The 25,853-nt window shown below is 68.9% G+C and carries 25 protein-coding genes; 17 read left to right on the forward strand and 8 right to left on the reverse strand.

Annotated features, from left to right (window positions below; all coding sequences use genetic code 11):
* The first annotated feature begins 110 nt into the window (after nucleotides 1-110).
* The 4 genes from ACP56T_RS05750 to ACP56T_RS05765 all read left to right on the forward strand — a co-directional run bounded on the left by ACP56T_RS05750 (nucleotide 111) and on the right by ACP56T_RS05765 (nucleotide 2,805).
* Nucleotides 111-350 (forward strand): hypothetical protein, encoded by a 240-nt coding sequence (locus ACP56T_RS05750; protein ID WP_430911162.1) that lies wholly within the window; start codon nucleotides 111-113, stop codon nucleotides 348-350.
* A gap of 149 nt (nucleotides 351-499) precedes the next feature.
* Entirely contained in the window at nucleotides 500-952 is a 453-nt protein-coding gene (locus tag ACP56T_RS05755; RefSeq protein ID WP_430911163.1) for a hypothetical protein, read from the forward strand.
* Nucleotides 953-1,054: 102 nt separating this feature from the next.
* A complete protein-coding gene (locus ACP56T_RS05760; RefSeq protein WP_430911164.1) occupies nucleotides 1,055-1,951 on the forward strand; it encodes a GGDEF domain-containing response regulator in 897 nt (298 codons plus the stop codon).
* A 212-nt stretch (nucleotides 1,952-2,163) separates the two neighbouring features.
* Nucleotides 2,164-2,805: a LuxR C-terminal-related transcriptional regulator gene (locus tag ACP56T_RS05765; RefSeq protein ID WP_430911165.1), complete on the forward strand. Its 642-nt coding sequence runs from the start codon at nucleotides 2,164-2,166 to the stop codon at nucleotides 2,803-2,805.
* A gap of 30 nt (nucleotides 2,806-2,835) precedes the next feature.
* Here the strand turns inward: ACP56T_RS05765 and ACP56T_RS05770 are convergent, their stop codons facing one another.
* Complete coding sequence (locus ACP56T_RS05770; protein ID WP_430911166.1) at nucleotides 2,836-6,561, reverse strand: vitamin B12-dependent ribonucleotide reductase; 3,726 nt, start codon at nucleotides 6,559-6,561, stop codon at nucleotides 2,836-2,838.
* Between the two features lie 506 nt (nucleotides 6,562-7,067).
* On the opposite strand from ACP56T_RS05770, the gene ACP56T_RS05775 reads away from it, so the two are divergent.
* Together ACP56T_RS05775 and ACP56T_RS05780 are read left to right on the forward strand one after the other, a co-directional pair.
* The gene (locus tag ACP56T_RS05775; RefSeq protein WP_430911167.1) at nucleotides 7,068-7,487 is read left to right on the forward strand and encodes an NADH:ubiquinone oxidoreductase subunit NDUFA12; all 420 of its coding nucleotides are present in this window, start codon (nucleotides 7,068-7,070) and stop codon (nucleotides 7,485-7,487) included.
* Nucleotides 7,488-7,575: 88 nt separating this feature from the next.
* Nucleotides 7,576-8,232, forward strand: coding sequence for a DUF2155 domain-containing protein (locus ACP56T_RS05780; RefSeq protein ID WP_430911168.1), 657 nt, complete (start codon nucleotides 7,576-7,578; stop codon nucleotides 8,230-8,232).
* Here the strand turns inward: ACP56T_RS05780 and aat are convergent.
* From aat to ACP56T_RS05795, 3 genes are all read right to left on the reverse strand, one after another.
* A complete protein-coding gene (gene aat / locus ACP56T_RS05785; protein WP_430911169.1) occupies nucleotides 8,225-8,911 on the reverse strand; it encodes a leucyl/phenylalanyl-tRNA--protein transferase in 687 nt (228 codons plus the stop codon). The two genes, ACP56T_RS05780 and aat, sit on opposite strands and share 8 nt — an antisense overlap.
* Before the next feature lie 216 nt (nucleotides 8,912-9,127).
* On the reverse strand, nucleotides 9,128-10,054 hold the full coding sequence (locus ACP56T_RS05790; protein ID WP_430911170.1) for an amino acid ABC transporter substrate-binding protein: 927 nt from the start codon (nucleotides 10,052-10,054) through the stop codon (nucleotides 9,128-9,130).
* A gap of 10 nt (nucleotides 10,055-10,064) precedes the next feature.
* The gene (locus tag ACP56T_RS05795; RefSeq protein WP_430911171.1) at nucleotides 10,065-11,345 is read right to left on the reverse strand and encodes a dicarboxylate/amino acid:cation symporter; all 1,281 of its coding nucleotides are present in this window, start codon (nucleotides 11,343-11,345) and stop codon (nucleotides 10,065-10,067) included.
* Nucleotides 11,346-11,622: 277 nt separating this feature from the next.
* On the opposite strand from ACP56T_RS05795, the gene ACP56T_RS05800 reads away from it, so the two are divergent.
* The 11 genes from ACP56T_RS05800 (at nucleotide 11,623) to ACP56T_RS05850 (ending at nucleotide 22,976) form a co-directional block, all read left to right on the forward strand.
* On the forward strand, nucleotides 11,623-12,540 hold the full coding sequence (locus ACP56T_RS05800) for a branched-chain amino acid ABC transporter permease (RefSeq protein ID WP_430911172.1): 918 nt from the start codon (nucleotides 11,623-11,625) through the stop codon (nucleotides 12,538-12,540).
* A gap of 45 nt (nucleotides 12,541-12,585) precedes the next feature.
* Nucleotides 12,586-13,959 (forward strand): high-affinity branched-chain amino acid ABC transporter permease LivM, encoded by a 1,374-nt coding sequence (gene livM, locus ACP56T_RS05805; protein WP_430911234.1) that lies wholly within the window; start codon nucleotides 12,586-12,588, stop codon nucleotides 13,957-13,959.
* On the forward strand, nucleotides 13,959-14,828 hold the full coding sequence (locus tag ACP56T_RS05810; protein WP_430911173.1) for an ABC transporter ATP-binding protein: 870 nt from the start codon (nucleotides 13,959-13,961) through the stop codon (nucleotides 14,826-14,828). Before livM ends, ACP56T_RS05810 begins: the two co-directional genes overlap by 1 nt.
* Nucleotides 14,825-15,640 (forward strand): ABC transporter ATP-binding protein, encoded by an 816-nt coding sequence (locus ACP56T_RS05815; RefSeq protein ID WP_430911174.1) that lies wholly within the window; start codon nucleotides 14,825-14,827, stop codon nucleotides 15,638-15,640. The genes ACP56T_RS05810 and ACP56T_RS05815 overlap by 4 nt, the downstream gene beginning before the upstream one ends.
* Nucleotides 15,637-16,011, forward strand: a complete 375-nt coding sequence (locus ACP56T_RS05820) for a DUF6867 family protein (protein ID WP_430911175.1) — start codon at nucleotides 15,637-15,639, stop codon at nucleotides 16,009-16,011. Before ACP56T_RS05815 ends, ACP56T_RS05820 begins: the two co-directional genes overlap by 4 nt.
* An 83-nt stretch (nucleotides 16,012-16,094) precedes the next feature.
* Nucleotides 16,095-17,228: a branched-chain amino acid ABC transporter substrate-binding protein gene (locus tag ACP56T_RS05825; protein WP_430911176.1), complete on the forward strand. Its 1,134-nt coding sequence runs from the start codon at nucleotides 16,095-16,097 to the stop codon at nucleotides 17,226-17,228.
* A 498-nt stretch (nucleotides 17,229-17,726) separates the two neighbouring features.
* Complete coding sequence (locus ACP56T_RS05830) at nucleotides 17,727-19,355, forward strand: porin (protein ID WP_430911177.1); 1,629 nt, start codon at nucleotides 17,727-17,729, stop codon at nucleotides 19,353-19,355.
* A gap of 364 nt (nucleotides 19,356-19,719) precedes the next feature.
* Complete coding sequence (locus ACP56T_RS05835; RefSeq protein WP_430911178.1) at nucleotides 19,720-20,646, forward strand: amino acid ABC transporter substrate-binding protein; 927 nt, start codon at nucleotides 19,720-19,722, stop codon at nucleotides 20,644-20,646.
* Nucleotides 20,647-20,673: 27 nt separating this feature from the next.
* Nucleotides 20,674-21,396, forward strand: a complete 723-nt coding sequence (locus ACP56T_RS05840) for an amino acid ABC transporter permease (protein ID WP_430911179.1) — start codon at nucleotides 20,674-20,676, stop codon at nucleotides 21,394-21,396.
* Nucleotides 21,396-22,088 (forward strand): amino acid ABC transporter permease, encoded by a 693-nt coding sequence (locus tag ACP56T_RS05845; RefSeq protein WP_430911180.1) that lies wholly within the window; start codon nucleotides 21,396-21,398, stop codon nucleotides 22,086-22,088. Before ACP56T_RS05840 ends, ACP56T_RS05845 begins: the two co-directional genes overlap by 1 nt.
* A 159-nt stretch (nucleotides 22,089-22,247) precedes the next feature.
* Nucleotides 22,248-22,976, forward strand: a complete 729-nt coding sequence (locus ACP56T_RS05850) for an amino acid ABC transporter ATP-binding protein (protein ID WP_430911235.1) — start codon at nucleotides 22,248-22,250, stop codon at nucleotides 22,974-22,976.
* 31 nt (nucleotides 22,977-23,007) lie between these two features.
* Here the strand turns inward: ACP56T_RS05850 and ACP56T_RS05855 are convergent, their stop codons facing one another.
* The 4 genes from ACP56T_RS05855 to ACP56T_RS05870 all read right to left on the reverse strand — a co-directional run bounded on the left by ACP56T_RS05855 (nucleotide 23,008) and on the right by ACP56T_RS05870 (nucleotide 25,843).
* Complete coding sequence (locus ACP56T_RS05855) at nucleotides 23,008-23,460, reverse strand: DNA polymerase III subunit chi (protein ID WP_430911181.1); 453 nt, start codon at nucleotides 23,458-23,460, stop codon at nucleotides 23,008-23,010.
* A gap of 22 nt (nucleotides 23,461-23,482) precedes the next feature.
* Nucleotides 23,483-24,655, reverse strand: a complete 1,173-nt coding sequence (locus ACP56T_RS05860) for a glutathionylspermidine synthase family protein (protein ID WP_430911182.1) — start codon at nucleotides 24,653-24,655, stop codon at nucleotides 23,483-23,485.
* On the reverse strand, nucleotides 24,655-25,320 hold the full coding sequence (locus ACP56T_RS05865) for a DUF1190 domain-containing protein (protein ID WP_430911183.1): 666 nt from the start codon (nucleotides 25,318-25,320) through the stop codon (nucleotides 24,655-24,657). The genes ACP56T_RS05860 and ACP56T_RS05865 overlap by 1 nt, the downstream gene beginning before the upstream one ends.
* Nucleotides 25,321-25,444: 124 nt before the next feature.
* Complete coding sequence (locus tag ACP56T_RS05870; protein ID WP_430911184.1) at nucleotides 25,445-25,843, reverse strand: DUF350 domain-containing protein; 399 nt, start codon at nucleotides 25,841-25,843, stop codon at nucleotides 25,445-25,447.
* Between the last annotated feature and the right edge of the window lie 10 nt (nucleotides 25,844-25,853).

Genomic DNA, 25,853 nt, shown 5'->3' on the forward strand with positions numbered 1-25,853 from the left:
CGGCTTCGCGGCTTGTTACGGCACAGCCTGAACCGGACGGCGATCGCCGGTTCCCGCCCGCATGACCGCGCGGCGGCGGGCATTCGGCGTGGCGCGCGGGATCACAAGACATGACGACGGTTTCGGCTCTCTGCGGAGCCCTGCTCCTGATCGGTCTCGCCGCGCCGGCGAGCGCCGCGTCCGCCCCGGAAGAACGCCCGGTCAAGATGGCCGAGGCGGCGCGGGTCGATCCCGCCCTCGCCCCCGCGCAGGAGGCGGACGGCGAGGGATATGCCTGCAACAAGGCCCGCCGCAGGCTCTGGGTCGAGGGCGAGGGCTGGGTGGTGCGGCGGGTGACGACCTGCCGGTGACGCTCGCGCGGATGCGCGCGGCGGATCCCTGTGCATCGCGCGCCCGGCTCGGGCGCTTACGCAGTCTGCGCGGCTGGCGGATACGCTCCCGCCGGAACGAGGCTGCGTCCGGCCCGTTCCCTCCGGAACGATCTGCCGGAGCGTCGATCATGCCGTCGAGTCTCGTCCGCCTCGCCCTGCCTGCCCTCCTCGCGAGCGTCGTCGCGTCGGCCCCTTGCGCCGCGCAGGACGTCGTGCCGGGCATCGCCTATCTCGGCGGCTACGCGCCGTCCTACGGACAGGCCGGCTACGGCGCCAACCTCATCGACGGCTCCTATGTCGGCGCGCCGCTGACGCGCGTTCCGAGCCCCCGCGAGATCGTGCCGTCGCCGTGGAGCTACGGCACCTACGGGGTGCCCACCGTCTCCGGCATCCGCCGCGCCCCCGTCGGCGAGCCGGTGGTCTACGTGATCGAGGGTTCGCGCCCGGCGCCGGCCGCCCGCGCGCGGACCGGCTCGCGCGTCCTCACCCGCGACGGCGAGGGGGGATGGTCGAACCTTTCCGCCGAGAGCGGCAGCGGAGGCGGCGCCCGCATCGTCGAGGTCCGGGTGCCGCGCCGGTAGACCGTTTCGAAGCGAACGGTCCGGCGCAGTCCTTGGAGATCGGTTAAGGTCTCCCGTGCATTCTCGTCCCAAACTGCCCTCGCGCCGTCGGGACGGATCGCCATGCATATCGTCGTCGTCGATTCCAGCCGCGTCGTGCTCAAGATCATCGCCGATCTGCTCGAGCCGCGCGGCCATGTGGTCAAGGTCTTCACCGATTCGGAGGCGGCCCTGGCCTTCGTGACGGAGACGCCCGCGGTTCATGTCCTGATGACGAGCCTCGAGGTGCGCCCCTTGAGCGGTCTCGAGCTGTGCTGGTCGGCCCGGCTGCTGGCGGAATCCAAGCGTCCGCTGCACATCATCGCGATGTCCTCGGCGCAGAACGCCCGCAACCTCGCGGAGGCCCTCGACAGCGGCGCGGACGATTTCATCGAGAAGCCCCCCGGTCCGGACGCGCTCTATGCGCGCCTGCGGGCGGCGGAGCGGCTGACCTCCATGCAGGAGGAACTGATCCGCCTCGCGGAGACCGATCCGCTCACCGGCCTCCTCAATCGCCGCGCCTTCTTCGCGCGGGCGCAGGAAGCCGCCCGGCGCGTGGGCGCCCATGGGCGGCTATGCGCGATCCTCGCGGATATCGATCACTTCAAGCGCATCAACGACACCCAGGGCCACGATATCGGCGACGCGGTCCTGCAAGCGGTGGCGAAGATCTTCGGCGCGGAGGGGATCGTGGGGCGCCTGGGCGGCGAGGAGTTCGCGATCCTGCTGCCGCATCACGCCCTCGAGCAGGGGGAAGCCTTCGCGAGCCGGCTGCGGGTGCTCGTCGCCGAGCAGCGCGTGCGCGGATCGCGCGGGCCGGTGCGGCTTACATGCAGCTTCGGCGTGAGCGAGTGGTCCGAGGGCGAGACCATCGAGGGCCTGCTCAAGCGGGCCGACATCGCGCTCTACGAAGCCAAGACGACCGGCCGCGACCGTGTCGTCTCCGCCGCCACGGACATCATCCTGGCCCGTGCCGGCTGAGACGCGCGGGGCCGTTGCCGCGTTTCGGGACGTGCACGGTTAACACTGCCGTCCCGTTGCGGCACGGATACCGGCAAGAAACCGGCCCTGCGTAGTAAATACCTCGGTTCTCGAGCCGTATTCACCATCTGGAGCGATGGAACGACTCTTGAAACCTTCTGTCGGAACCCGGCCTGCGTGTCTCGCGCCGGGATGACAAGGGGGTTTCCGGCATGAGTACCGCCGTTGGTGTCCTGATCCTCGACGAGCCGCAGGATCTCTGCCCGACCGTCCGGGCGACGCTCGAACATCTGCCCGCGCTGCACACCATCGGCGCTGACGGCCTCGCCGAGACGGGCACCGAGAACAACGTCGCCCTCGTCTTCTTGGACGAGACCCACATCGCCGACGGGTTCGCGCGGGTCTCGGAGCTGCGCGAGCGCTGGCCGTCGCTGCGCATCCTCGTCGCCTTCCAGGCGCTGACGGGAGCCGATCTTCGCGAGCTGCTGGCGGCCGGCGCCGACGCGCTCGTCGCCCGCACGGCGCCCCCGCGCGAGATCGGCGCCGCCGTGCTGGCGCTGGCCGAGGGCGCCCGCTGCCTCGTCCCGCTCGACGATATGCCCGTCGCGGCGATGGAGCCCGGCGATACCTTGGGGCTGACCCCGCGGGAGGCGGAGGTGCTGCGCTTCCTCAGCGCCGGCTTCAGCAACAAGGAGGTGGCCCGCCGGCTGACGCTCAGCGTGCGCACGGTGGAGACCCACCGCCTCAACCTGCGGCGCAAGACACAGACCGGCCGCCTGAAGGATCTCGTGTCGCTGGCCCGCCAGCTCGGCCTGGCGCCGGTGGTCGATGCCGAGCCGGCGCGCCGTCACTGACGGCGCGCCGGCACTCGTTGCGGCGAGGGCTTACGAGCAGCCCGTGGTCCCGCCGCAGGTGTCGCATTTCAGGCAGGTCCCGTTGCGGACCAGCGTGAAGTTCGCGCATTCCGGGCAGGCCTCGCCGACATAGCCCTTCATCTGTGCCTCGGCACGGTGGTCGGCCGTGCTGCGCTCGGGCTTGGCGAAGGGCAGCGTCTCGGCGAGGGTCTCCGCCCGTCCGGCGATCTCCGGCTCCGCCTTCAGGGCCGTGGCGCCGCGCAGGGCGTGGACCGTCCCCCCGGCGGGGGCCGAATGGCCGGCCGAGGCCGCGCCGACGCCGACCGTGGCGCCCGCCGGGCCGCCATGGATCAGGGTCAGCCGGTCGGCCGAGCCGCGCACGAGGCCGCGCGAGACCACCTGGGCCGCGCTCTGGCTCGGCCGGGCGGGATCGCGGGTAGTGTCGCTCTCGCCGCCGCCGATCTCCATGCCGCCGATCTCGGCTGGGTTCACATGGGCGAGGTCGGCGCGGCCGAGATAGGACACGGCCAGCTCGCGGAAGACGTAGTCGAGCAGCGAGGTCGCGTTCTTGATGGCGTCGTTGCCCTGCACGAAGCCCGCCGGCTCGAAGCGGGTGAAGGTGAAGGCCTCGACGTATTCCTCCAGCGGCACGCCGTATTGCAGGCCGAGCGAGATCGCGATGGCGAAGTTGTTCATCAGCGAGCGGAAGGTGGCGCCTTCCTTATGCATGTCGATGAAGATCTCGCCGAGGCGCCCGTCGTCGTATTCGCCGGTGCGCAGATAGACCTTGTGGCCGCCGACGACCGCCTTCTGGGTGTAGCCCTTGCGCCGGTCGGGCATTTTTTCACGCGAACGAATGCGTTCCACCCGTTCGACGATGCGCTCGACGATCTTCTCGGCCACCTGCGCGGCCTTGGCGGCGGCCGGCGCCTGGATCACCGCCTCGACCGCATCCTCCTCGTCCTCGTCATCGGCGATGAGGGCGGAGTTGAGGGGCTGCGAGAGCTTCGAGCCGTCGCGGTAGAGGGCGTTGGCCTTCAGCGCCAGGGTCCAGGACAGCTTGTAGGCCGCCTTGCAATCCTCGACGGTGGCGTCGTTGGGCATGTTGATGGTCTTGGAGATCGCCCCCGAGATGAAGGGCTGCGCCGCCGCCATCATGCGGATGTGGCTCTCCACGGAGAGATAGCGCTTGCCCGTGCGGCCGCAGGGATTGGCGCAATCGAACACCGCGTAATGCTCTTGCTTGAGGAACGGCGCTCCCTCCAGCGTCATCGCCCCGCAGACATGGACGTTGGCGGCCTCGATCTCGCGCTTCGAGAAGCCGAGGAAGGGCAGCAGCTCGAAGGTCGGGTCGGCCAGCCTGTCCGCCGGCACCTTGAGCACGTCAGTGAGGAAGTCGTCGCCGAGCGTCCAGCGGTTGAACACGAACTTGACGTCGAAGGCCGATTTCAACCCCGCCTCGACCGCCGCGATCTTCTCGTCGGTGAAGCCGCGCGCCCGCAAGGAGCCGGGGTTGATCGCCGGCGCCTGCCCCATGGAGCCGTGGCCGACGGCATAGGCCTCGATCTCGGCGATCTCGCTCTCGCGGTAGCCCAGCGCCCGCAGCGCATCCGGCACGGCGTTGTTGATGATCTTGAAATAGCCGCCGCCGGCGAGCTTCTTGAACTTCACCAGCGCGAAGTCCGGCTCGATGCCCGTCGTGTCGCAGTCCATCACGAGGCCGATGGTGCCGGTCGGCGCGATCACCGTGGCCTGCGCGTTGCGGAAGCCGTGCTCCTCGCCGAGCGCCAGCGCCCGGTCCCAGGCCGCCTTGGCATGGGTGCCGAGATCGTCCTGCGGGATGTTGGCGAGGTCGAGCGGCACCGGCGCGATCGACAGGAACTCGTAGCCCGCCGCCTCGCCATGGGCCGCGCGGCGATGGTTGCGGATCACCTTGAGCATGGCGTCCGCGTTCTCCTCGTAGGCCGCGAAGGCGCCGAGCTCGGAGGCCATCTCGGCGGAGGTGGCGTAGGAGACGCCGGTCATGATCGCGGTGAGCGCGCCGGCCAGCGCCCGGCCCTCGGCCGAGTCATAGGGCAGGCCCATGGTCATCAGCAGGCCGCCGATATTGGCGTAGCCGAGACCGAGGGTGCGGTACTTGTAGGACAGCTCGGCGATCTCCTTCGAGGGGAACTGCGCCATCATCACCGAGATCTCGAGCACCACCGTCCAGAGGCGGTTGAGATGCTCGAACGCCTCCACGTCGAAGCGCTTCGTCTCGCGGTCGTACATCGTCAGCAGGTTGGCCGAGGCCAGGTTGCAGGCGGTGTCGTCGAGGAACATGTACTCGGAGCACGGGTTCGAGGCCCGGATCCGCCCGCCCGCCGGGCAGGTGTGCCAGTCGTTCATCGTGGTGTTGAAGTGCAGGCCGGGATCGGCCGAGGCCCAGGCCGCCTCGCCGATCTTCTCCCACAGGTCGCGGGCGCTGACCGACTTGGTCTTCTTCGAGTTGCGCTCTTTCAGCTCCCAGGGCTTGTCGGCCTCGACCGCCCGCAGGAAGTCGTCGGTCAGCGAGACGGAGTTGTTGGAGTTCTGGCCGGCGACGGTGAGATAGGCTTCCGAATCCCAGTCGGTGTCGTAGACGGGGAACTCGATCTTGGTGAAGCCTTGGCGGGCGAACTGGACCACGCGCTTGATGTAGGCGTCGGGCACCATGGCCTTGCGGGCGGCCTTGATCTCGCGCTTGAGCGCCGGGTTGCGCTCCGGGTCGAAGCAGGCGTCGCCCTCCGCCTCGCACTGGGCGCAGGCGCGCATGACCCCGCCGAGATGCTTCGAGATCACCTTCGAGCCGGTGACGAGGGCGGCGACCTTCTGCTCCTCCTTCACCTTCCAGTCGATGAAGGCCTCGATGTCGGGATGGTCGATGTCGACGATGACCATCTTGGCCGCGCGCCGCGTGGTGCCGCCCGACTTGATCGCGCCCGCCGCCCGGTCGCCGATCTTGAGGAAGCTCATCAGGCCCGACGACTTGCCGCCGCCGCCGAGCTTCTCGTTCTCGCCGCGCAGCATGGAGAAGTTCGAGCCGGTGCCGGAGCCGTACTTGAACAGACGGGCCTCGCGCACCCACAGGTCCATGATGCCGCCCTCGTTGACGAGGTCGTCCTGGACCGACTGGATGAAGCAGGCATGCGGCTGCGGGTGCTCGTAGGCCGAGGCCGACCGCGTCAGCGCGCCCGTCTGCCAGTCGCAGTAGTAGTGGCCCTGGCCCGGCCCGTCGATGCCGTAGGCCCAGTGCAGGCCGGTGTTGAACCATTGCGGCGAGTTCGGCGCCACCATCTGGCGGGCGAGCATGTAGCGCAGCTCGTCCATGAAGGCCGAGGCATCCTCCTCGGACGTGAAGTAGCCGCCCTTCCAGCCCCAGTAGGTCCAGCAGCCGGCGAGCCGGTCGAAGACCTGCGTGGAGGAGATCTCGGAGCCGGTGCGCTCCTCCTCGGGGAGCGCGGCCAGCGCCGCCTCGTCGGGCACCGAGCGCCACAGGAAGGAGGGAACGTCGTTCTCCTCGACCTTCTTCAGGCGCGCCGGGACGCCGGCCTTGCGGAAGTACTTCTGCGCCAGCACGTCGCTGGCGACCTGGCTCCAGCTCTCGGGCACCGAGATGCCCTCCAGCCGGAAGACGACGGAACCGTTCGGGTTGCGGATCTCGCTGAGCGCCTTGCGGAACGGAATCGCCGCGTAGGGCGACTGGCCTTGAGTGGTGTAGCGACGCTCGAACCGCATAAGACACACCTCTTCCGACGAGACGCGAGGTCTCGTCCCGCGCCGGCGCGCGGGAGTTCATGATTTTCGGGACGGGCCTGCCACGCGCTCCGGCACGCGCGGCAGGCCCCAAGCGACGATGGCGAATAAGATCGGCAGGGACGGCGCGCAGAGTGGCGACCGCCTCGAACCATGACCGGGAGATTAACGCCGGGATTCGTCCTGCGTCAACAACTGGTAGGGGCCGCTTGCGTTCCGCCCTAGATGTTGTGTCCTGCGGGCGAATCTGTGGATAACTCGCGGGGCCGTCTAAGTCCGCTTCCGGCGGGCGAAAATCCGCGCCGAAAAATTTCTGGCCCACATCCGCGCCGCGCGACGCGTCTGTTCGCCGCCGCGCGGAGGGCTGACGGTGCGGCAGGATTGCGACAGATGCGGCCCCGGCGGCCCTGCGAGCGGCTGGACTTGGCGCGCCCCGCTCCGCATAAACGCCCCGCGCGCCTTCCGGCGGGCGCTCTGACGAGGACGCGATGGCTCTGAAGGACACGCTTCTGCGGATCTTCACCTGGTGGAACGGGCAGACCGTGTCGCTCGCCCTCTACACGTCCCGCCACGGGCAGTTCGTCGGCACGGACGACACCGGCAACAAGTACTACCGGGCGCAAGGGCCCCTCATCGACCGCTCGGTCGGGCCGGAGCGGCGCTGGGTGGTCTACGAGGGCTATGCCGACGCCTCCAAGGTGCCGCCCGGCTGGCGCGGATGGCTCACCCATGCCGTCGACGTGCCGCCGAGCGAGGAGAGCTACACGCCGCGCGAGTGGCAGAAGCCGCATGTGGAGAACCTGACCGGCACCTCCGCCGCCTACCGGCCCAAGGGCTCGCAGCTCTCCTGGGGCGCGGCGCGGCCGGCCGCGAGCGGCGACTACGTGCCCTGGACGCCGGGCGAGTAGGCACCCGCCCTTTTTCCACCACCGTTCTGGTCTTGAAGACGCGACGCGCCGGCCGCGAGCAAGGCGCGCTCACGAGAGGGGCGAGCCTTTGAGCCGCATCACCGCACGCGTCTCGCGCGCCGCACTCGGCCTCGCCGTCCTGGGAGCCTGCGCGCTGCCGGCCTCCGCCGACAAGATCAAGAACCCGACCGCCGTGTTCTCCGGGCTCGACAAGATCACCGGGCGGATCGTCTCCTTCGAGGTCGCCGTCGACGAGACGGTGCAGTTCGGCGCGCTCCAGCTCACGCCGCGCGTCTGCTACACGCGCCCCCCCACCGAGAGCGCCAAGACCACGGCCTTCCTCGAGGTCGACGAGGTGACCCTCGAGAACAAGTACCGCCGCATCTTCACGGGCTGGATGTTCGCTGCGAGTCCGGGGCTCCACGCCATCGAGCACCCGATCTACGACGTCTGGCTCGTCGACTGCAAAGGCGGCACCGACGTGGTGGCCGAGGCCAAGGAGCAGGAGGACGTGCCGGCCCTCGCCTCCAAGCCCGAGAAGCCGTCTCGCCGCCGCGACCGCGACGCCACCAAGACCGCCCAGCAGGTCAACTCCGCCGGCCAGGTGGATGTCGAGGGCCCGCGCGGCGTTCCGGTGCAGCCGCGCCAGAAACCGTCGCGAAAATTCTTCCCGACGAACGAGGGCCCGGCCCCGGCGCCCCCGCCGGCGCAGCCCCAGAACATCTTCGACGCGATCTTCAGGTAGCGGCGGGCGGCTCGCCCAGCGCGGCGAGCACCTGCGCGCCCCGGACGCTCCCGTCGAGCGGCCACGCGTTCCATTCGCCCCGCTCGGCCAGCGCCTCGGCGAGCCGCCGCCGGTAGACATGGCGCGGCAGCGCCTCGGCCCCGAACTGGGCGAGATGGTCGGTGACGAACTGGGTGTCGGCGAGCCGGTAGCCGCCCCGCCTCAGCCGCGCCACGAGATGCACGAGGGCGACCTTCGAGGCGTCGCGGACTTCGTGGAACATGCTCTCCCCGAAGAAGGCCGCGCCCATGGAGACGCCGTAGAGGCCGCCCACGAGCCGCCTCGGCTCGCCGGCATAGACCTCGATCGTGTGGGCGTGGCCCTGGTCGAACAGGGCGCCGTAGAGGTCGCGGATGCGGTCGTTGATCCAGGTGCGGGCGCTGTCGCGGCGCGGGGCGGCGCAGCCGGCGATGACGGCGTCGAAATCGGTGTCGCTGCGGACCTCGAACACGTCCGAGCGCACCGTCCGGGCGAGCCGGCGCGGCACCACGAACCCGTCCAGCGGCAGCACCCCGCGCGCCCGCGGCTCGACCCAATAGAGGGCCGGGTCGTCGGCGTCCTCCGCCATCGGGAAGATCCCCGCGGCATAGGCCTTCAGCAGGATCTCGGGGGTGATCTCGACGCGGGCGCCGTCATGCATGGGACGATATCTGACGCGGCCGGGCCGCGAACGCCAGAGCCACGGAACGAAACTCCCCTCCGGTCGTCGGCGCCGGCTCCACTTGCGCCGCCGCCCGCGAGATGAAAGAGCCGGCGGCCACGCGCGCAAGGACCGTCGCGCGGCCCGAAGGCCGCCCCGAGGAGCGGCCGCCAACAAAGCCGGCAAATAAATCGCCCGGCCGGGGGCCGTCCTCCCTCAATCCTGGAGGCCGATCACCTGGAAGTTGGTCCTCAGCTCGTCCGACATCGGCACGTTCAGGCGCTCGCCGTTGGGCAGGCGCTTGAGGAACCACTTCTCGTAGGTCCAGCGCAGCTCGCGCGATTCGGCGAGCCGCGCGAAGGTGGCGGAGACGAGGCTCGCGAATTCCGGGTCGTTCTTGCGGAACATGATGCCGTAGGGCTCGAAGGAGAGCTTGTCGGCCAGCACGGTGTATTTCGCGCCGTCGGCGCCCGCCCCGGCGATGAGCCCGTAGAGCAGCACGTCGTCGAGGGCGAGGGCGTCGGCGCGGCCGTCGCGGACCATGGCGAAGGAGTCGGCATGGTCGCGCCCGGTCAGGATCTCCGCCTGGATCTTCAGCCGGGCGAGCTGGCTGCGCACGGCGCCCTCGTTCGTGGTGCCCGCCGTCACCACCACCTTCTTCCCGCCGAGGTCGCGATAGGAGGCGATGGGCGAGCCCTTTTTCACCAGGAGCTTGGTGGCGCTGATATACGTCACCGGCGAGAAGGCCACGGTCTGGCGCCGCTCGGCATTGGCGGTGGTCGAGCCGCATTCGAGGTCGATCTTGCCGGATGTCAGCGCCTCGAAGCGCGAGGCGGATGTCACCGGCGCATAGAGGATGCGAATGTCCTTGCGGCCGATCTCGCGGGCGATGTCGTCCACGATCTCCTGGCAGAGGTCGATGGCGTAGCCGATCGGATGAGCGTCCGCGCGCGGGGCGGCATCGTCGGCGGTCGCGCCCTCCACGAAGGAGAACGGCAGGGAGCTGGTGCGGTAGCCGATGGTCACCGCGCCCTTCTGCGCGATCGCCTTCAGCGTGCCGTTCAGTTCCTCGATGGCGGCGGCCGGCAGGCCCGCGCCGAGCAGGAGGATGGCGGCGAGCGCCGCGAGACGTGCGGGTCTCATGGCGGCCCCGCTACTCGGCCGGCTCTGCGACGGCCCCGACATGGTCGAGCCGCTGATCGGTGGTGGCGAGCACGCCCTCCCACTTGGCGACGGCGACGGTGGCGACGCTGTTGCCGAGCACGTTCGTCGCCGAGCGGCCCATGTCGAGGAACTGGTCGATGCCGATGATGAGCAGCAGCCCGGCCTCCGGGATGTGGAAGGTCGAGAGCGTCGCCGAGATCACCACCAGCGAGGCGCGCGGCACGCCGGCCATGCCCTTCGATGTGACCATGAGCAGCAGCAGCATGGTCATCTGCTGTCCGAGCGAGAGCGGGATATTATAGGCCTGCGCGATGAACATCACCGCGAAGGTGCAGTACATCATCGAGCCGTCGAGATTGAACGAATAGCCCATCGGCAGAACGAAGGAGCTGATCCGGTTCGGAACGCCGAAGGCTTCGAGGTTCGAGAGCGTCTTCGGGTAGGCCGCCTCGCTCGACGCCGTCGAGAAGGCGAGCACGAAGGGCTCCTTGATCATGTTGAGGAGCCGCTTGATGCCGGCGCCGCCGACGAGCAGGAAGCCGGCGAAGGCCAGCAGGCACCACAGCATGCCCAGGCTGAAATAGAACTCCACCATGAACTTGCCGTAGGTGACGAGCACCCCGAGCCCCTGCGTGGTGATGGTCGCCGCGATCGCCGCGAACACCGCCACGGGGGCGAAGTTCATGACGTAGCCCGTGACCTTCAGCATCACCTCGGCGAGCCCCTCGATGCCGGCGGAGACGGCATGTCCCTTCTCGCCGAGGGCCGCGAGGCCGACCCCGAAGAACACCGAGAACACCACGATCTGGAGGATCTCGTTATTGGCCATGGCCTCCACCGCGCTCTTCGGCACGAGGTGGGTGACGAACTCCTTCAGCGAGAGCGAGGCGGCCTTGAGGTTGGTGGTGGCGCCGGCATCCGGCAGCGGCAGGTTGAGGGCATCGCCCGGCCGCAGCAGGTTGACCATGACGAGGCCGAGCAGAAGCGAGCACAGCGAGGCGCCGACGAACCACAGCAGCGCCTTGCCGCCGACGCGGCCGACGGAGGCCGTGTCGCCCATATGCGCGATGCCGACGACGAGGGTCGAGAACACCAGCGGGGCGATGATCATCTTGATCAGGCGCAGGAAGATATCGCTGATGAGGGAGATGTAGCCGGAAATCTCCTTGGCCGTCTGAGGGTCGGGCCATGTGATGCTGCACAGGTATCCGACGACGATGCCCAGTACCATGCCGATGAAGATCATCGTCGTCAGTCGATTCGACCGCATCGCGCCGCTCCCTGCCGAGACAAAGGATGAATTTTCTCTTTCAATCGTGAGAGTGAAGCAGGTTCGAGGCCACGCGCAAGGCCGTTTCGGACAATTGCGTGACAATCGGTGGACGGCCGCCGGCGGCCGCGCGAAGCCTTTCCCTCGACGGGCGCGTATGCTTCAACCCTGCGGACGGAACGCTGAGGCGGAAGGCCGGCGCGGCCCGCGACTTGCGGGTGGGGGCCGCCCCCTGCGCCGCTCGGGACATTTCGGAACAGGGTCGAAAAGGCTGCGGATGGACGTCTTCGTACAGCAGCTCGTCAACGGCCTGACGCTGGGCTCGATCTACGGCCTCATCGCCATCGGCTACACGATGGTCTTCGGCATCATCGGCATGGTGAACTTCGCCCATGGGGACGTCTTCATGGTGTCGAGCTTCATCGCGCTGATGCTGTTCCTGCTGGTCACGACCTGGCTCGGCGTCTCCTCGGTGGCGCTGGCGCTGATGATCGTGCTGATCGCCACCATGGTGCTGACGGCGCTGTGGGGATGGGCCATCGAGCGGGTCGCCTACCGGCCCTTGCGCGGCTCGTTCCGCCTCGCGCCGCTGATCTCGGCCATCGGCGTGTCGATCTTCCTGGCGAATTTCGTGCAGGTGGCGCAGGGCGCGCGCAACAAGCCGACCCCGCCGATGCTGGGGGGCGCCTTCACCCTGTTCGAGCGCGACGGCTATGCCGTGACCTTGTCCTACAAGCAGTGCGTGATCATGGCGGTGACGGCGGTGCTGCTCGCCGGCTTCTGGTATCTCGTGCAGAAGACGCCCTTCGGCCGGGCCCAGCGCGCCTGCGAGCAGGACCGGCGCATGGCGGCGCTGCTCGGCATCGACGTCGACCGCACGATCTCGCTGACCTTCGTGCTCGGCGCCGGCCTCGCGGCGGTCGCCGGGGTGCTCTACCTCGTCTATTACGGCGTGGTCTCGTTCTCGGACGGCTTCGTGCCCGGCGTGAAGGCGTTCACCGCCGCCGTCCTCGGCGGCATCGGCTCGCTGCCCGGCGCGGTGCTGGGCGGGCTCATCATCGGGCTGATCGAGACCTTCTGGTCGGCCTATTTCTCCATCGAATACAAGGACGTGGCCGCGTTCTCGATCCTCGCCGTGGTGCTGATCTTCATGCCCTCGGGCCTGCTCGGCCGGGCCGAGGTCGAGAAGGTCTGAGCGCGCATGGCTGAGACACCCTCGGGGAAGAACGGCGGCGTGCCGATGTCGGGCGCGGGCGGGATGTTAGGTGAGGTCCTGCGCGACGCGGCCTTCTGGGCGCTGGTGACGCTCGGCCTGTGCATCCCCATCGTCAGCTACCGGACGGATCTCACCCAGGCGACGACCCTGGCGCTGACGCCGCGCTGGGGCGTCGTCGCCGCGCTCTGCGCGAGCGTCTTCGTCGGGCGGATCGCGCAGCGCCTGTTCCTGGCCCGGCGGGACGAAAGGCGGGCGCGGGCCTCCTTCCCGCTCGCCGGCGACACCGACGGGCGCGTGGCCGATGCCGGGCGGCGGCGCGGGTTCGGCGTGCCGCTCTTCGTCGGCTTCGCCCTGGCGCTCCCCCTCGTCGCCACCCTGGCGACGGGAAGCCTCGGGCAATCGCGCTACTGGATCGATCTCGGCATCCTGATCCTGACCTACGTGATGCTCGGCTGGGGGCTGAACATCGTCGTCGGCCTCGCGGGGCTGCTCGATCTCGGCTACGTCGCCTTCTACGCGGTGGGCGCCTACAGCTACGCCCTGCTCTCGACCACCTTCGGGCTGTCGTTCTGGATATGCCTGCCGCTCGCCGGGCTGCTGGCGGCGCTGTGGGGCGTGCTGCTCGGCTTCCCCGTGCTGCGCCTGCGCGGCGACTACCTCGCCATCGTGACGCTGGCCTTCGGCGAGATCATCCGGCTGGTGCTCATCAACTGGACGGACCTGACCAACGGTTCGGCCGGCATCGACTCGATCCCGCGGGCGACGTTCTTCGGCATCCCCTTCACCGCCGGGGAGGATGGATTCGCGGCGCGCTTCGGCCTGCCCTTCGACCCGATGTACCGTCTCGTCTTCCTCTACTACCTGATCCTGGCGCTGGCGCTCGTCACCAACCTCGTCACCCTGCGCCTGCGCCGGCTCCCCATCGGCCGCGCCTGGGAGGCCCTGCGCGAGGACGAGATCGCCTGCCGTTCCCTCGGCATCGACACCACGGCGACGAAGATCGCCGCCTTCGCCCTCGGCGCCATGTTCGGGGGCTTCGCGGGGTCCTTCTTCGCGGTGCGCCAGGGCTTCGTCAGCCCCGAGAGCTTCAACTTCCTGGAGAGCGCGATCATCCTGGCGATCGTCGTGCTCGGCGGCATGGGCAGCCAGGTCGGCGTCGCCATCGCCGCCGTGGCCATGGTCGGCGGCCCCGAGCTGCTGCGCAATCTCGGCTTCCTCAAATCCGTCTTCGGCGAGGGTTTCGATCCGAACGAGTACCGCCTCTTGCTGTTCGGGCTCGCCATGGTGGGGATGATGGTCTGGCGACCGCGCGGGCTCGTCTCGAAGCGCACGCCCTCCGCCTTCCTCGGCGCCCGCAAAGACATCTCCGGCGCCTTCGTGCGGGAGGGCCACGGCTGATGGCGAACGCCCGCGATTCCGTCCTGTCCGTCGCGCATCTGACCATGCGCTTCGGCGGCCTGACCGCCGTCGACGACGTGTCCTTCGAGGTGAGGCGCGGCGACATCACCGCGCTGATCGGCCCGAACGGCGCCGGCAAGACCACCGTGTTCAACTGCATCACCGGCTTCTACCGGCCGAGCGAGGGCATGCTGACCCTGCGTCACGCGGACGGCGCCGAGCATCTGCTGGAGCGCCTGCCGAACCACGCCGTGAACCGCCGGGCGCGGGTGGCCCGCACCTTCCAGAACATCCGCCTGTTTCCCGGCATGACCGTGCTGGAGAACCTCCTCGTCGCGCAGCACGCGCCGCTCATGCGCGCCTCGGGCTTCAGCCTGCTCGGGCTGATCGGAAGCCGGCTCTACAAGGATGCCGAACGCGCGGCGATCGGGCGGGCGCGGGCCTGGATCGAGCGGATCGGCCTGATCGAGCGCGCCGACGACCCGGCCGGCGACCTGCCCTACGGCGCGCAGCGCCGGCTCGAGATCGCGCGGGCCATGTGCACGGAGCCGGTGCTGCTCTGCCTCGACGAGCCCGCCGCCGGGCTGAACCCGCGCGAATCGCTGGAGCTCAACGCCCTGCTGCGCCTCATCCGGGACGAGGAGGACACCTCGGTGCTGCTGATCGAGCACGACATGGCCGTGGTCATGGAGATCTCCGACCACGTCGTGGTGCTGGATTACGGCCGCAAGATCGCCGACGGCACCCCCGCCGAGATCCGCGCCGATCCGAAGGTGATCGCCGCCTATCTCGGGGTCGAGGACGACGAGGTCGAGGCGGTGGAGGCCGAGGTCGGCATCGAGCACGCCGTCGAGAATGCCGCGCCATGAGCGTCGCCGGCATCAACGTGCTGGTCGAGGAGACCCGCGCCCGCGCGGCCGCCGCCGCTGCGCCGCTGCTGGAGGTCTCCGGCGTCTCCGCCTTCTACGGCAGCGTCGCGGCCCTGCGCGACGTCGACATGAGCGTGGCCGAGGGCGAGATCGTCACGCTCATCGGCGCCAACGGGGCCGGCAAGTCGACCCTGATGATGACGATCTTCGGCTCGCCGCGCGCCCGCTCGGGCACGATCCGATTCGCGGGCCGGGACGTCACCGCGCTCCCCACCCACGAGATCGCCCGGCTCGGCATCGCCCAGTCGCCGGAGGGGCGGCGCGTCTTCCCGCGCATGAGCGTCTACGAGAACCTCCAGATGGGCGCGGCGCTGCATGGCGGCCGCTTCCTGGCGCAGGACCTCGAGAAGGTCTGCGCGCTGTTCCCCCGCCTGAAGGAGCGCCTGACCCAGCGCGCCGGCACCATGTCGGGGGGCGAGCAGCAGATGCTCGCCATCGCCCGCGCCCTGATGAGCCGGCCCCGCCTGCTGCTCCTCGACGAGCCTTCCCTCGGCCTCGCGCCGCTGGTGGTGAAGCAGATCTTCTCCGCCATCCGCGACCTCAACCGCAGCGACGGCATGACCATCTTCCTCGTCGAGCAGAACGCCTATCACGCGCTGAAGCTCGCCCATCGCGGCTATGTCCTCGTCAACGGGCAGATCACCATGAGCGGTTCGGGCCGGACGCTGCTGGACGATCCGGCCATCAAGGCCGCCTATCTCGAAGGCGGCGTCGAGCCGGGCCGGCACGGTCCCCAGGCATCCGGCTCATGAGCATGGGACACGGCATCCTGTTCGAGGAGGACGCGCTCGGCGTCTTCCTGCTCGTCACCGTCGCGATGGGCGGCTGGGCCGGCTGGATGACGGCGCGCGCCATCGCCAGGGGCTGGCGTCCGTACTGGCAGTGCCTGCCGGCGCTGCTGATCGTGGCGGCGGCGGTGCGCTTCATCCACTTTGCCTTGTTTCAAGGCACCCTGCTCTCGGCCCACTACTATCTCGTCGATGCCGCCGTGGTGCTGGCGGTGGGCTCTGCCGGATTTCGCGCCACCCGCGCCGCGCAGATGACCACCCAGTACCGCTGGCTTTACGAACGCACCGGCCCCTTCACTTGGCGCTCTCGCCCGGCGCCGCGCGACGCGGCATGATGGCGGCGCGGCGGGGCCGTGATCTTGCACCGCTTGACCTCGCCCCGGCGACGCCGCCGGGGCCTCGAAGGGACGGAATCGACATGAAGACATCGCTTCTGGCCGGGCTCGCGCTCGGGCTTCTCATGGCGGGCGCGACGGCCGGATCGGCGCAGGCGCAGATCAAGATCGGCCTGGCCGCCCCGCTCACGGGCAACAGCGCCGCGTTCGGCGCGCAGCTCAAGAACGGCACCGTCCAGGCCGTCGAGGACATCAACAAGGCGGGCGGCATCAAGGGCCAGAAGCTCGAGCTGTCCATCGGGGACGACGCCTCCGATCCCAAGCAGGGCGTCTCGGTGGCCAACAAGTTCGCCTCCGAGGGCGTGAAGATGGTCGTCGGCGACTTCAACTCCGGCGTCTCGATCCCCTCCTCGGAAGCCTATCTCGATGCCGGCATCATCCAGGTCACGCCGGGCTCCACCGCGCTGAAGTTCACCGAGCGGGGCAACTGGAACACCTTCCGCACCTGCGGCCGCGACGACCAGCAGGGCGCGGTGGCCGGCGACTATCTGGCCGCGCAGTTCAAGGGCAAGAAGGTGGCCTTCGTCCATGACAAGACCCCCTACGGCAAGGGGCTGGTGGACGAGACGCTGAAGGCCTTCCGGGCCAAGGGCGGCAAGGAGATCCTCATCGAGGGAATCAATCCCGGCGAGAAGGACTACTCCGCCCTCGTCTCGAAGCTGAAGCAGGCGAATACCGACGCGATCTATTTCGGCGGCTACTATACCGAGGCCGGCCTCGTGATCCGCCAGATGCGGGACCAGGGGCTCAAGGCGCCGCTGGTCGGCGGCGACGGCGTGGTCGACAAGGAGCTCGTGGCCATCGCCGGGCCGAGCGCGGAGGGCACCCTCACCACCTTCCCGCCGGACGCCCGCAAGAACCCCAACGCCAAGGCCGCGATCGCCGCGTTCAAGGCGAAGAACATCGAGCCCGAGGGCTACACGCTCTACGCCTACGCCGCCGTGCAGGTCCTCGCCAAGGCCATCGAGGCCACCGGCTCCACCGACGGCAAGAAGCTCGCGGACTACCTCCACCAGGGCAAGCCGACCACGACGGTGATCGGCGACATCGCCTACGACAAGAAGGGCGACATCACCCGGCCGGACTACGTCATGTATGTCTGGAAGAAGAACGCTGCCGGCACCGTCGACTACACCGGCAACGAACTGGCCCAGTAGCGTAAACCCGGCGGCCGGGCTCATCGCCCGGCCGCAAGGGCTTTTCATCCCCTCGCCGGCCACGCGCAGGCCTCGCCGCGCCGCCGGACGAGGATGCGCAGGCCTGGCGCCGCGCCTTTCCTTCCCCTCCGGCGTCGTCGCGCGTCCCGGCAAGGTTGCCGGGGACCGCGCCAATGCATTGCGCGCCAGTGATCTTTCCGCGCCAGCGTCGTTCCCTGTGCCGACTGAACAATCAGGCGAAAATGCCACACGGATCGACTCCCGCCCCGCCGGGGGCGTTGGAATCAGGAATACAGCTTGTCTGTCTCGCCCCCCTCGATTTATCCAAGATCCCAGTGGGCGAGGAGACGAAAAGCGCCGCCCAAACCACCTAGAACTTCAACGCGCGAGACACTCGCGGTCGGTCGAAAGAACTCCCGAGGCGCCTGTCGGCGTCCGGGCGATGGTCTTTCTCTGCCCGCGAGCACGTTGAAGTCGCAAGCGGCCGGGGACAACCAGATGACCAGAATCAAGTCGAACCTCTTGCTGACGGCGGCGAGCCTCGCCGTTGTTTCCACGGCGGCTTCCGCTGCCGATCTGCCCGTCAAGAAGGCGGTTCCGATCGAGTACGTGCGCGTCTGCGGCGCCTACGGCGCCGGGTTCTTCTACATTCCGGGCACCGACACCTGCCTGCGCGTCTCGGGCCGCGCCCGCCTCGACGTCGGCTACCAGCCGACCTCCTCGCGCGCCAGCACCAACGGCAGCCAGGGCGACACCACCGGCTATATCGGGCTGGCCCGCATCAACCTCGATGCCCGCACTCAGACCGGCTACGGCACGCTCCGCGCCTTCATCCGCCTGCAGTTCGCCAACCGCACCTCGGCCACCGGCGGTCTCCGCTCGGGCACGCAGGAGCGTATCGGCAACGCCTTCGGCGCCACGGGCCAGGACCAGCTCGGCCGTGACCAGCAGTTCATGAACACCGACAAGGCCTTCGTGCAGTTCGCCGGCCTCACCGCCGGTCGCGCGTCGTCCTTCTTCGACTTCTACGCCCACGACTTCGAGTTCGCCGGCGCCACCGCCAACTCGGACGTCCAGTCCACCAACCTGCTCGCCTACACCGCCAAGTTCGCCGACGGCTTCTCGGCCACGGTCTCGATGGAAGACCCGACCTTCCGTCGCAACGGCATCTACTCGCAGGAGACCATCGCCGCGAGCACCCCGGCCCGCGTGCTGGTCAGCACCAACGCTCTCGGCGTGCCGACCTTCCAGACCGTGGACGTGGTCCAGCGCAACCGCGTTCCCGACTTCGTCGGTGTCCTGCGCTACGACGCCGCCTGGGGCTCCGCTCAGCTCTCCGCCGCCGCGAAGGAGCTGAACACCGGCAACTTCCTGCCTGCCGCCGTCGCCAACGGCGCCGGTCAGCCGCTTCTCGCGCCGAACCTCCTCGGTCCGCGCGGCCGGCCCGACAGCGAGTACGGCTGGGCCGTGCAGGGCGGCGTGAAGATCAACGCTCCCTTCATCGCTCCCGGCGACACCCTCTACCTCCAGGGTGCCTACGGCGAAGGCGCCACCGTCTACACCGGTTACTCTTCCTACACCGGCACCTACTCGACCCGTCTGAGCACCATCAACGGCGCTCCTTTCGACCAGTACATGGCCGACGCCTCGTTCAACCCCATCACCGGCAAGATCCAGCTCTCGAACAGCTTCACCGCGGTCGCCTCGTTCCTGCACTACTGGTCGCCTGAGTGGCGTTCGGCCTTCTTCGGCAGCTACGGCGAGCTGAACTTCGCCAACGGCGCCCGCCTCGCCAACGCCGCGGCCTACGGTTCGACCCAGGGGCTGACCGCCACCTCGAACCAGTTCATCGGCGCTCCGGGCACCCGCTCCTTCGCGCTGAGCCCGGTCCTGCGCGACAACTACCAGTTCGTCGCCGGTGCCAGCCTGATCTGGTCGCCGGTGAAGGATCTCGACCTCGGCGTCGAGGGCTTCTACACCCAGATCGGCGCCAAGAGCGGCCGCATCATCGACCAGTACAAGAACGGCCCCGTCACCGCCGCCGCCGTCAACGCCGGCGCCGCTGTCCGGACCGTCACCAGCGAGGACACCTACCAGATCCGCTTCCGCGCCCAGCGCGATTTCTGATCCCTCGCACGACACCTGAAACTCTCGGAGAAGGCCCGGCTCACGCCGGGCCTTTTCTCGTTTTAACGTCCCGGCGAGACAGCATCGCTCTCCACCCCATTCCATCCTCACGATGCCGGTAGCCGGTCGCCTTCCGATGTCATGACGCCGGCCGCATCACGTTGAGGAACCACGGTTAATCCGATCCGCGCGGACAACCTGTCGCACCCTGTTTCAGGAGGCCCTTTTTGCAAAGGGTATGTTGTTTGCAAGGACCATGGCGCTGTTGCCGGCGGGAATGCCGCTGCTAAGGTACGGACATGACGGGACGCCTCGACGGCGGTGCCTGATCCGGACTGCGCAATACTGCTCATTGGGGTCGCTGATGTTTTCGCATGAGTCTCGTCACCGTGGCGCTGTCGCCGCCCTGCTGCTCGGCCTGTCGGTCGCCACGACCGGCGCCTCCGCCGAGGAGCTCACGGGAACGCTCAAGAAGGTGAAGGAGTCAGGCGCGATCTCGGTGGGCTACCGCGATTCCTCGGTGCCCTTCTCCTATCTCGACGGTGACCAGAAGCCCGTCGGCTACGCCATGGAGATCTGCCTCAAGATCACCGACGCGGTGAAGGCCGAGCTGAAGATGGACAAGCTCGAGGTGAAGCTCACCCCCGTGACCTCGGCGACGCGCATCCCGCTGATCGCCAACGGCACCATCGACCTCGAATGCGGCTCCACCACCAACAACGCCGACCGGCAGAAGCAGGCCACCTTCACCAACAGCCACTTCCTCACCGCGACGCGCTACGTGTCGAAGAAGGAGAAGAAGCTCGACAAGATCGAGGACCTGAAGGGCCGCACCGTGGTCTCGACCGCCGGCACCACCAACATCCGCCAGATCAACGAGGCCAACACCGCGCGCGGCCTCGGCCTGACGATCCTGCCCGCCAAGGACCACGCGGAAGCCTTCCTGATGGTCGAGACCGGCCGCGCCGACGCCTTCGTCATGGACGACGTGCTGCTCGCCTCCCTCGCCGCCGGCTCCAAGGACCCGGACGCCTACGCGATCTCCTCCGAGGCGCTCTCCAAGCCCGAGCCCTACGGCATCATGATGCGCAAGGACGACGCGCCCTTCAAGGCGGTCGCCGACAAGACGACCAAGGCCCTCTACACCAGCGCCGAGGGCAAGGCGCTCTACGACAAGTGGTTCACCAAGCCGATCCCGCCGCGCGGCATCAACCTCAAGCTGCCGATGACCGACGCGATGAAGAAGCAGTTCACCACCCCGAGCGACAGCCCGGATCCGGCCGCCTACTGAGGCGCGCCGGTTCGGGAGCCTGACGCGATGAACTACAACTGGAACTGGGGCATCTTCTTCGAGCCCTCGCCCGAGGGCACCGGCACCTATGCCGACATGCTGCTCTCGGGCCTGTTCTGGACGCTCGCCACGGCCTTGTGCTCGTGGGCCATCGCGTTCAGCCTCGGGTCCGTCGTCGGCGTGATGCGGACCCTGCCGTCCCGGACCGCCGAGCGGATCGGGACGGCCTATGTCGAGCTCTTCCGCAACATCCCGCTGCTCGTGCAGATGTTCCTTTGGTACTTCGTGCTGCCGGAGCTTCTGCCGAACGCCATCGGCGGCTGGCTGAAGCAGTTGCCGAACTCGCCCTTCTACACGGCGGTGGTGTGCCTGGGCTTCTTCACCGCCTCGCGCGTGGCCGAGCAGGTCCGCGCGGGCATCCAGTCGCTGCCGCGCGGGCAGCGGATGGCCGGCACGGCCATGGGCTTCACGGTGGCGCAGACCTATCGCTACGTGATCCTGCCCAACGCCTATCGCATCATCCTGCCGCCGATGACCTCGGAGTTCCTGAACAACCTCAAGAACACCTCCGTGGCGCTGACCATCGGCCTTCTTGAGCTGACGGGCCGGGCCCGCTCGATGCAGGAATTCTCCTTCCAGGTCTTCGAGGCGTTCACGGCGGCGACGCTGCTCTACGTCATGGTGAACATCGTCGTCATCACCATCGCCAGCCTGATCGAACGGCGCGTCGCGATTCCGGGTCAACGCTGATGTTCTCGAATTTCGACTTCGGCGTCATCACGTCATCGCTGCCCTACCTGTTCGGGCAGGGCATGGTCTTCACCCTCACGCTCACGGCGCTCGCCGCGTCGGGCGGCGTCGTCTTCGGCACCCTGCTCGCGATGATGCGGCTGTCGGGGTTGCCGGGCCTGAAGCAGGTCGCGAAGGTCTATGTCGAGCTGATGCGCTCGCTGCCCCTCGTGCTGGTGATCTTCTGGTTCTACTTCCTGGTGCCCTATATCGGCGCCTGGGTGACCCGCTCGCCGAACCCGGTGCAGGTGGGCGCCTTCACCTCGGCGCTCATCACCTTCACGCTGTTCGAGGCGGCCTATTTCTCCGAGATCATGCGCGCGGGCATCCAGTCGATCCCGAAGGGGCAGACGGGGGCCGCCTCGGCGCTGGGGCTGAACTACTGGCAGAGCATGGGCTTCGTGGTGCTGCCGCAGGCGTTCCGCAACATGCTGCCGCTGCTGCTGACGCAGACCATCGTGCTCTTTCAGGACACGTCGCTGGTCTACGTGCTCTCGCTGACGGACTTCCTCGGCGCTTCGTCGAAGATCGCCCAGCGCGACGGCCGCCTCGTGGAAATGTACCTGTTCGCCGCCGTCGTCTACTTCGCCGTCTGCTTCACGGCCTCGATGCTGGTGCGCCGCCTGCAACGCCGCGTCGCCATCATCCGCTGACCCCGCTTTCCCCTTGAGGACCCCTCGATGACCTCGACGCCGATCCCGGAGCCGACCGCGACCAGTCCGGCATCGGCCGCCATCCCCGCCGCGGGCGATACCGGCCTCCAGGCCGGAGACCTCGCGGCGAAGGTGCCCGCCTCGGCACCCGGCGTGCCGATGATCTCCATCGACGGCATCAGCAAGTGGTACGGCGACTTCCAGGTGCTGACGAACTGCACGACGCAGGTCGCCAAGGGCGAGGTGGTGGTGGTCTGCGGCCCCTCCGGCTCGGGCAAGTCGACGCTCATCAAATGCGTGAACGCGCTGGAGCCCTTCCAGAAGGGGCAGATCACCGTCAACGACACCAAGGTGGTCGACAAGAACACCAACCTGCCCAAGCTCCGCTCGCGCGTCGGCATGGTCTTCCAGCATTTCGAGCTGTTTCCGCATCTCTCGATCGTCGAGAACCTGACGCTCGCCCAGCGCAAGGTGCTCAAGCGCCCGGCCGAGGAGGCGAAGAAATGCGGGCTCGACCTGCTCGCCCGCGTCGGCCTGAGCGCGCATGCCGCGAAATATCCGGGCCAGCTCTCCGGCGGCCAGCAGCAGCGCGTGGCCATCGCCCGCGCGCTTGCCATGAACCCGGTGGTGATGCTGTTCGACGAGCCGACCTCGGCGCTCGATCCCGAGATGGTCGGCGAGGTGCTCGACGTGATGGTCGAGCTCGCCCGCGAGGGCATGACCATGATGGTCGTGACCCACGAGATGGGCTTCGCCCGCAAGGTCGCCGACCGGGTGATCTTCATGGATCGCGGCGAGATCGTCGAGGACGCCCGGAAGGAGGACTTCTTCGGCAAGCCCCGCAGCGAGCGGGCGCAGCAGTTCCTGTCGAAGATCCTCCAGCACTGATCCTCCTGCGCTGACGCGTGAGGAGGGGCCGTCAGGCCTTCTTCTGCCAGCGGCCGGTCTCGTCCTGCTGCCAGTAGGCGAGGGCGTGGCCGGCTTCCTTGGCCTGCCGCCACTGCGCCCGCGCCTGCATGAGCGCGTCCTGATCCTGGCCGTCGAACAGCACGCAGATGCGCTCATAGGCCGAGGCGTCGGCCGGCAGGGGCGCGCCGTCCACGAGGAAGCGGATCGCCGAGGCGTTCGGGTTGTGCTCGCGCAGGGTCAGCACCACGGGCTGCGTGGCGGCATCCGTGTCGCGATCCGTCCCGTGGGGCAGGAAGCTGTCGTCGCTGTAGGTCCAGAGATGGTCGTCGAGCGCCTTGAGCCGCTCCTCCCCCGAGGCCTGAACCGTGGCGCGCCACTGCCGCGCCAGGGAGCGCTCCAGGAGGTTGGGCAGCACCTTCTCGAGGGGCTGGCGCTCCAGATGGTAGAACAGGATCTCGGCCACGGTCCTCGTCGTCCCGGCAGGCTCAGGCGGGTTCGATATAATGCGGAACGAACAGCGCCGCATCGGTCGTGATCGGCCCCGGCCCCTCGCGCATGCAGAGCCCCGCCGGCGCGTCGCCGATCATCCACGAGCCGACCAGCGCATGCCGGCCGTCGAAGACGGGCAGCTCCGCGAGTCCCTGACGGATGTAACCCTCGCCGCCATAGGGCCCCTCGTCGCGGGCGAGCACGGCGCCGTCGCGCACGATCAGGACATTGGCGCCCTCGCGCGAATAGAGCGGCTTGCGCACGAAGGAGGTGCCGAGCCTGGCCTTTGCGGGATCCTCCTCGAAATAGGCCGGCAGCAGGTTCGGGTGGCCGGGCGCCATCGCCCAGAGATGCGCCAGGAGCCCCTTGTTGGAGAGGAGCGCCTTCCAGGGCGGTTCGAGGAAGCGCGTCGGGGTGCGCCCGACCGCCGAGCCGAAGGCGTCCCCGAAGGCCCATTCCCAGGGGTAGAGCTTGAACAGGGTGTCGATGGGGCTCTCGTCGCGCAGGCACAGGCGCCCGTCGACGACGCGCAAGCCGATCTCGGACAGATCGAGGAAATGGGCGCTGCGCCCCGCCTGGAGCGCGCAGTCCTGCAAATACGCCACCGTGCCGCGATCCTCCGGAGCCTCGGCATAGGCGGTGAAGGCGAGGAGCCCGTCGAGGGGCAGCTCCCGGAGCCGCGCGATCAGGCGCTCGTGCAGGGCGTTGAACTGGTCGGCGCCGGCCGGCAGGCGTCCGCTCGCCAGGCCCTGCTCCAGCCAGAGCCACTGGAACACCGCCGTCTCGTAGAGGGCCGTCGGGGTGTCGGCATTGTATTCGAGGAGCTTCGCCGGCCCCGCGCCGGCGCCCCCATAGGCGAGATCGAGCCGGCCGTAGAGGCTCGGGTCGCGGCGGCGCCAGCTTTCGCGCACGGCGTTCCAGGCGGTCTCCGGGATGCGCAGGGAGGCGAGAACGGTCTCGTCGCCCACGGCCCTTCCCGCGAATTCCAGGCAGAGGGCGTGAAGCTCGGCGCTCGGCTCCTCGATGTCGCGCTCGATCTCATCGAGGGTGAAGGCGTAGGCGTGGCTCTCGTCCCAATAGGGCGCGCCGTCATGCGTGTGGAAGACGAAGCCGTTGGCTGTGGCGGTCTCGCGCCAGTCCGGCCGCTCGCCGGTCGGGACGCGGCGCATCAGCCGCCTCCGCCGAGGCTGCCATGCGAGGCATGCGAGCCGCCCGACGAGAACCCACGTCCGGTGCTGCCGAACCCGCCGAAGGACGCGGTCCTGACGGCGGCCGATGCGACGCGCGCGGTCGAGGCGCGGCCGCCGCTCGACGTCGTCACCCGCCCACCCCAGCCCGTGCAATAGCCGCCGTGTCCGCCGCTTCCCGAATAGGCGGAGGCGATGCTTTGCGGCGCGTGCTCGAAGACCGGCTGCGGATCGAGCGCCTGAGCGAGGCTGCGCCCGACGAGATAGGCGGCCATGCGCGGCATGTACCGCCCCTGCGCATCCGCCGTCACCTGCTCGCCGGGCACGCAATGCCCAGCCCCGTGATGGCCCTCGCAATCGGCGAGGCTCGAATAGCGCGGCGCCGCCGTGGGATAGGCGGCGCGCGCCGTGTAGTACTCGCTGAGGCAGTCGCCCTCGGCGCGGATATGGGCCGAGATGCAGGCTTCCGGGTCGGCATAGACGAGGACGTCCTCCTCGCGCTGCGTCGGGTCGAGGCTGCCCAGGCCGAAAGCGGTCGCGCCGGCGCCGGCCAGCAGAATCAGCGAGACCGTCTGCGAGCGCTTGCTCCGCGTCCGCGCGGGGTCGGCGGCCCATCCGGGCCCGGCCGGTCGATCGTCCTCTGCCATCTCCCGCCACCGTCGCGCGTCGCCGCGCTCCGGCCCCCTCGTCCCGGTCCATGCCTCTCGGGCGGACCGTCCCCGCAAGCGTGAGTTGGGGACGGGACCGGCGGTCGAAAAGACCGCGCCGTCGTCAATACGTCATCGAGGCCGCGTCGACGATGCCGCCGGCCAGCGAGGCGCAGCCGAGGAGGATCGCCGCCGCCATCTCGCCCTCCGCGATGCGGCGCGAGAGATCGGGCAGCGCGAGCCGCACCAGCCAGTAGATCAGGATCTGCACCACCAGCGCCACGAGGCCCCAGATCACGCAGTCGAGGAGCGATTGGGCGTTGTAGATCGAGACCGCGAGCGGCAGGGCGTAGCCGATCAGGCTGGCCCCGAGCGCCACGGCCGCCGCCGTGTTGTTCGCCCGGATCAGCGCGATCTCGCGATGGGGCGTCGCGGTGAGATACACGGCGAGATAGAGCGCCACGAGCCCGAGCGCCGTGGTGAAATAGGCGAGGAAGGCGGGCAGGCCCGAGATCGAGACCATCCCGCGCAAT

The organism is Methylobacterium endophyticum, assembly GCF_050591105.1.
Classification (GTDB): domain Bacteria; phylum Pseudomonadota; class Alphaproteobacteria; order Rhizobiales; family Beijerinckiaceae; genus Methylobacterium.

Bases quoted from the DNA above. Each gene is read 5' to 3' on its own strand.
- ACP56T_RS05750 (WP_430911162.1), top strand. From the start codon at position 111: ATGACGACGGTTTCGGCTCTCTGCGGAGCCCTGCTCCTGATCGGTCTC.
- ACP56T_RS05755 (WP_430911163.1), top strand. From the start codon at position 500: ATGCCGTCGAGTCTCGTCCGCCTCGCCCTGCCTGCCCTCCTCGCGAGC.
- ACP56T_RS05760 (WP_430911164.1), top strand. From the start codon at position 1,055: ATGCATATCGTCGTCGTCGATTCCAGCCGCGTCGTGCTCAAGATCATC.
- ACP56T_RS05765 (WP_430911165.1), top strand. From the start codon at position 2,164: ATGAGTACCGCCGTTGGTGTCCTGATCCTCGACGAGCCGCAGGATCTC.
- ACP56T_RS05770 (WP_430911166.1), bottom strand. From the start codon at position 6,561: ATGCGGTTCGAGCGTCGCTACACCACTCAAGGCCAGTCGCCCTACGCG.
- ACP56T_RS05775 (WP_430911167.1), top strand. From the start codon at position 7,068: ATGGCTCTGAAGGACACGCTTCTGCGGATCTTCACCTGGTGGAACGGG.
- aat (WP_430911169.1), bottom strand. From the start codon at position 8,911: ATGCATGACGGCGCCCGCGTCGAGATCACCCCCGAGATCCTGCTGAAG.
- ACP56T_RS05790 (WP_430911170.1), bottom strand. From the start codon at position 10,054: ATGAGACCCGCACGTCTCGCGGCGCTCGCCGCCATCCTCCTGCTCGGC.
- ACP56T_RS05795 (WP_430911171.1), bottom strand. From the start codon at position 11,345: ATGCGGTCGAATCGACTGACGACGATGATCTTCATCGGCATGGTACTG.
- ACP56T_RS05800 (WP_430911172.1), top strand. From the start codon at position 11,623: ATGGACGTCTTCGTACAGCAGCTCGTCAACGGCCTGACGCTGGGCTCG.
- livM (WP_430911234.1), top strand. From the start codon at position 12,586: ATGTCGGGCGCGGGCGGGATGTTAGGTGAGGTCCTGCGCGACGCGGCC.
- ACP56T_RS05810 (WP_430911173.1), top strand. From the start codon at position 13,959: ATGGCGAACGCCCGCGATTCCGTCCTGTCCGTCGCGCATCTGACCATG.
- ACP56T_RS05815 (WP_430911174.1), top strand. From the start codon at position 14,825: ATGAGCGTCGCCGGCATCAACGTGCTGGTCGAGGAGACCCGCGCCCGC.
- ACP56T_RS05820 (WP_430911175.1), top strand. From the start codon at position 15,637: ATGAGCATGGGACACGGCATCCTGTTCGAGGAGGACGCGCTCGGCGTC.
- ACP56T_RS05825 (WP_430911176.1), top strand. From the start codon at position 16,095: ATGAAGACATCGCTTCTGGCCGGGCTCGCGCTCGGGCTTCTCATGGCG.
- ACP56T_RS05830 (WP_430911177.1), top strand. From the start codon at position 17,727: ATGACCAGAATCAAGTCGAACCTCTTGCTGACGGCGGCGAGCCTCGCC.
- ACP56T_RS05835 (WP_430911178.1), top strand. From the start codon at position 19,720: ATGTTTTCGCATGAGTCTCGTCACCGTGGCGCTGTCGCCGCCCTGCTG.
- ACP56T_RS05840 (WP_430911179.1), top strand. From the start codon at position 20,674: ATGAACTACAACTGGAACTGGGGCATCTTCTTCGAGCCCTCGCCCGAG.
- ACP56T_RS05845 (WP_430911180.1), top strand. From the start codon at position 21,396: ATGTTCTCGAATTTCGACTTCGGCGTCATCACGTCATCGCTGCCCTAC.
- ACP56T_RS05850 (WP_430911235.1), top strand. From the start codon at position 22,248: ATGATCTCCATCGACGGCATCAGCAAGTGGTACGGCGACTTCCAGGTG.
- ACP56T_RS05860 (WP_430911182.1), bottom strand. From the start codon at position 24,655: ATGCGCCGCGTCCCGACCGGCGAGCGGCCGGACTGGCGCGAGACCGCC.
- ACP56T_RS05865 (WP_430911183.1), bottom strand. From the start codon at position 25,320: ATGGCAGAGGACGATCGACCGGCCGGGCCCGGATGGGCCGCCGACCCC.
- ACP56T_RS05870 (WP_430911184.1), bottom strand. From the start codon at position 25,843: ATGGTCTCGATCTCGGGCCTGCCCGCCTTCCTCGCCTATTTCACCACG.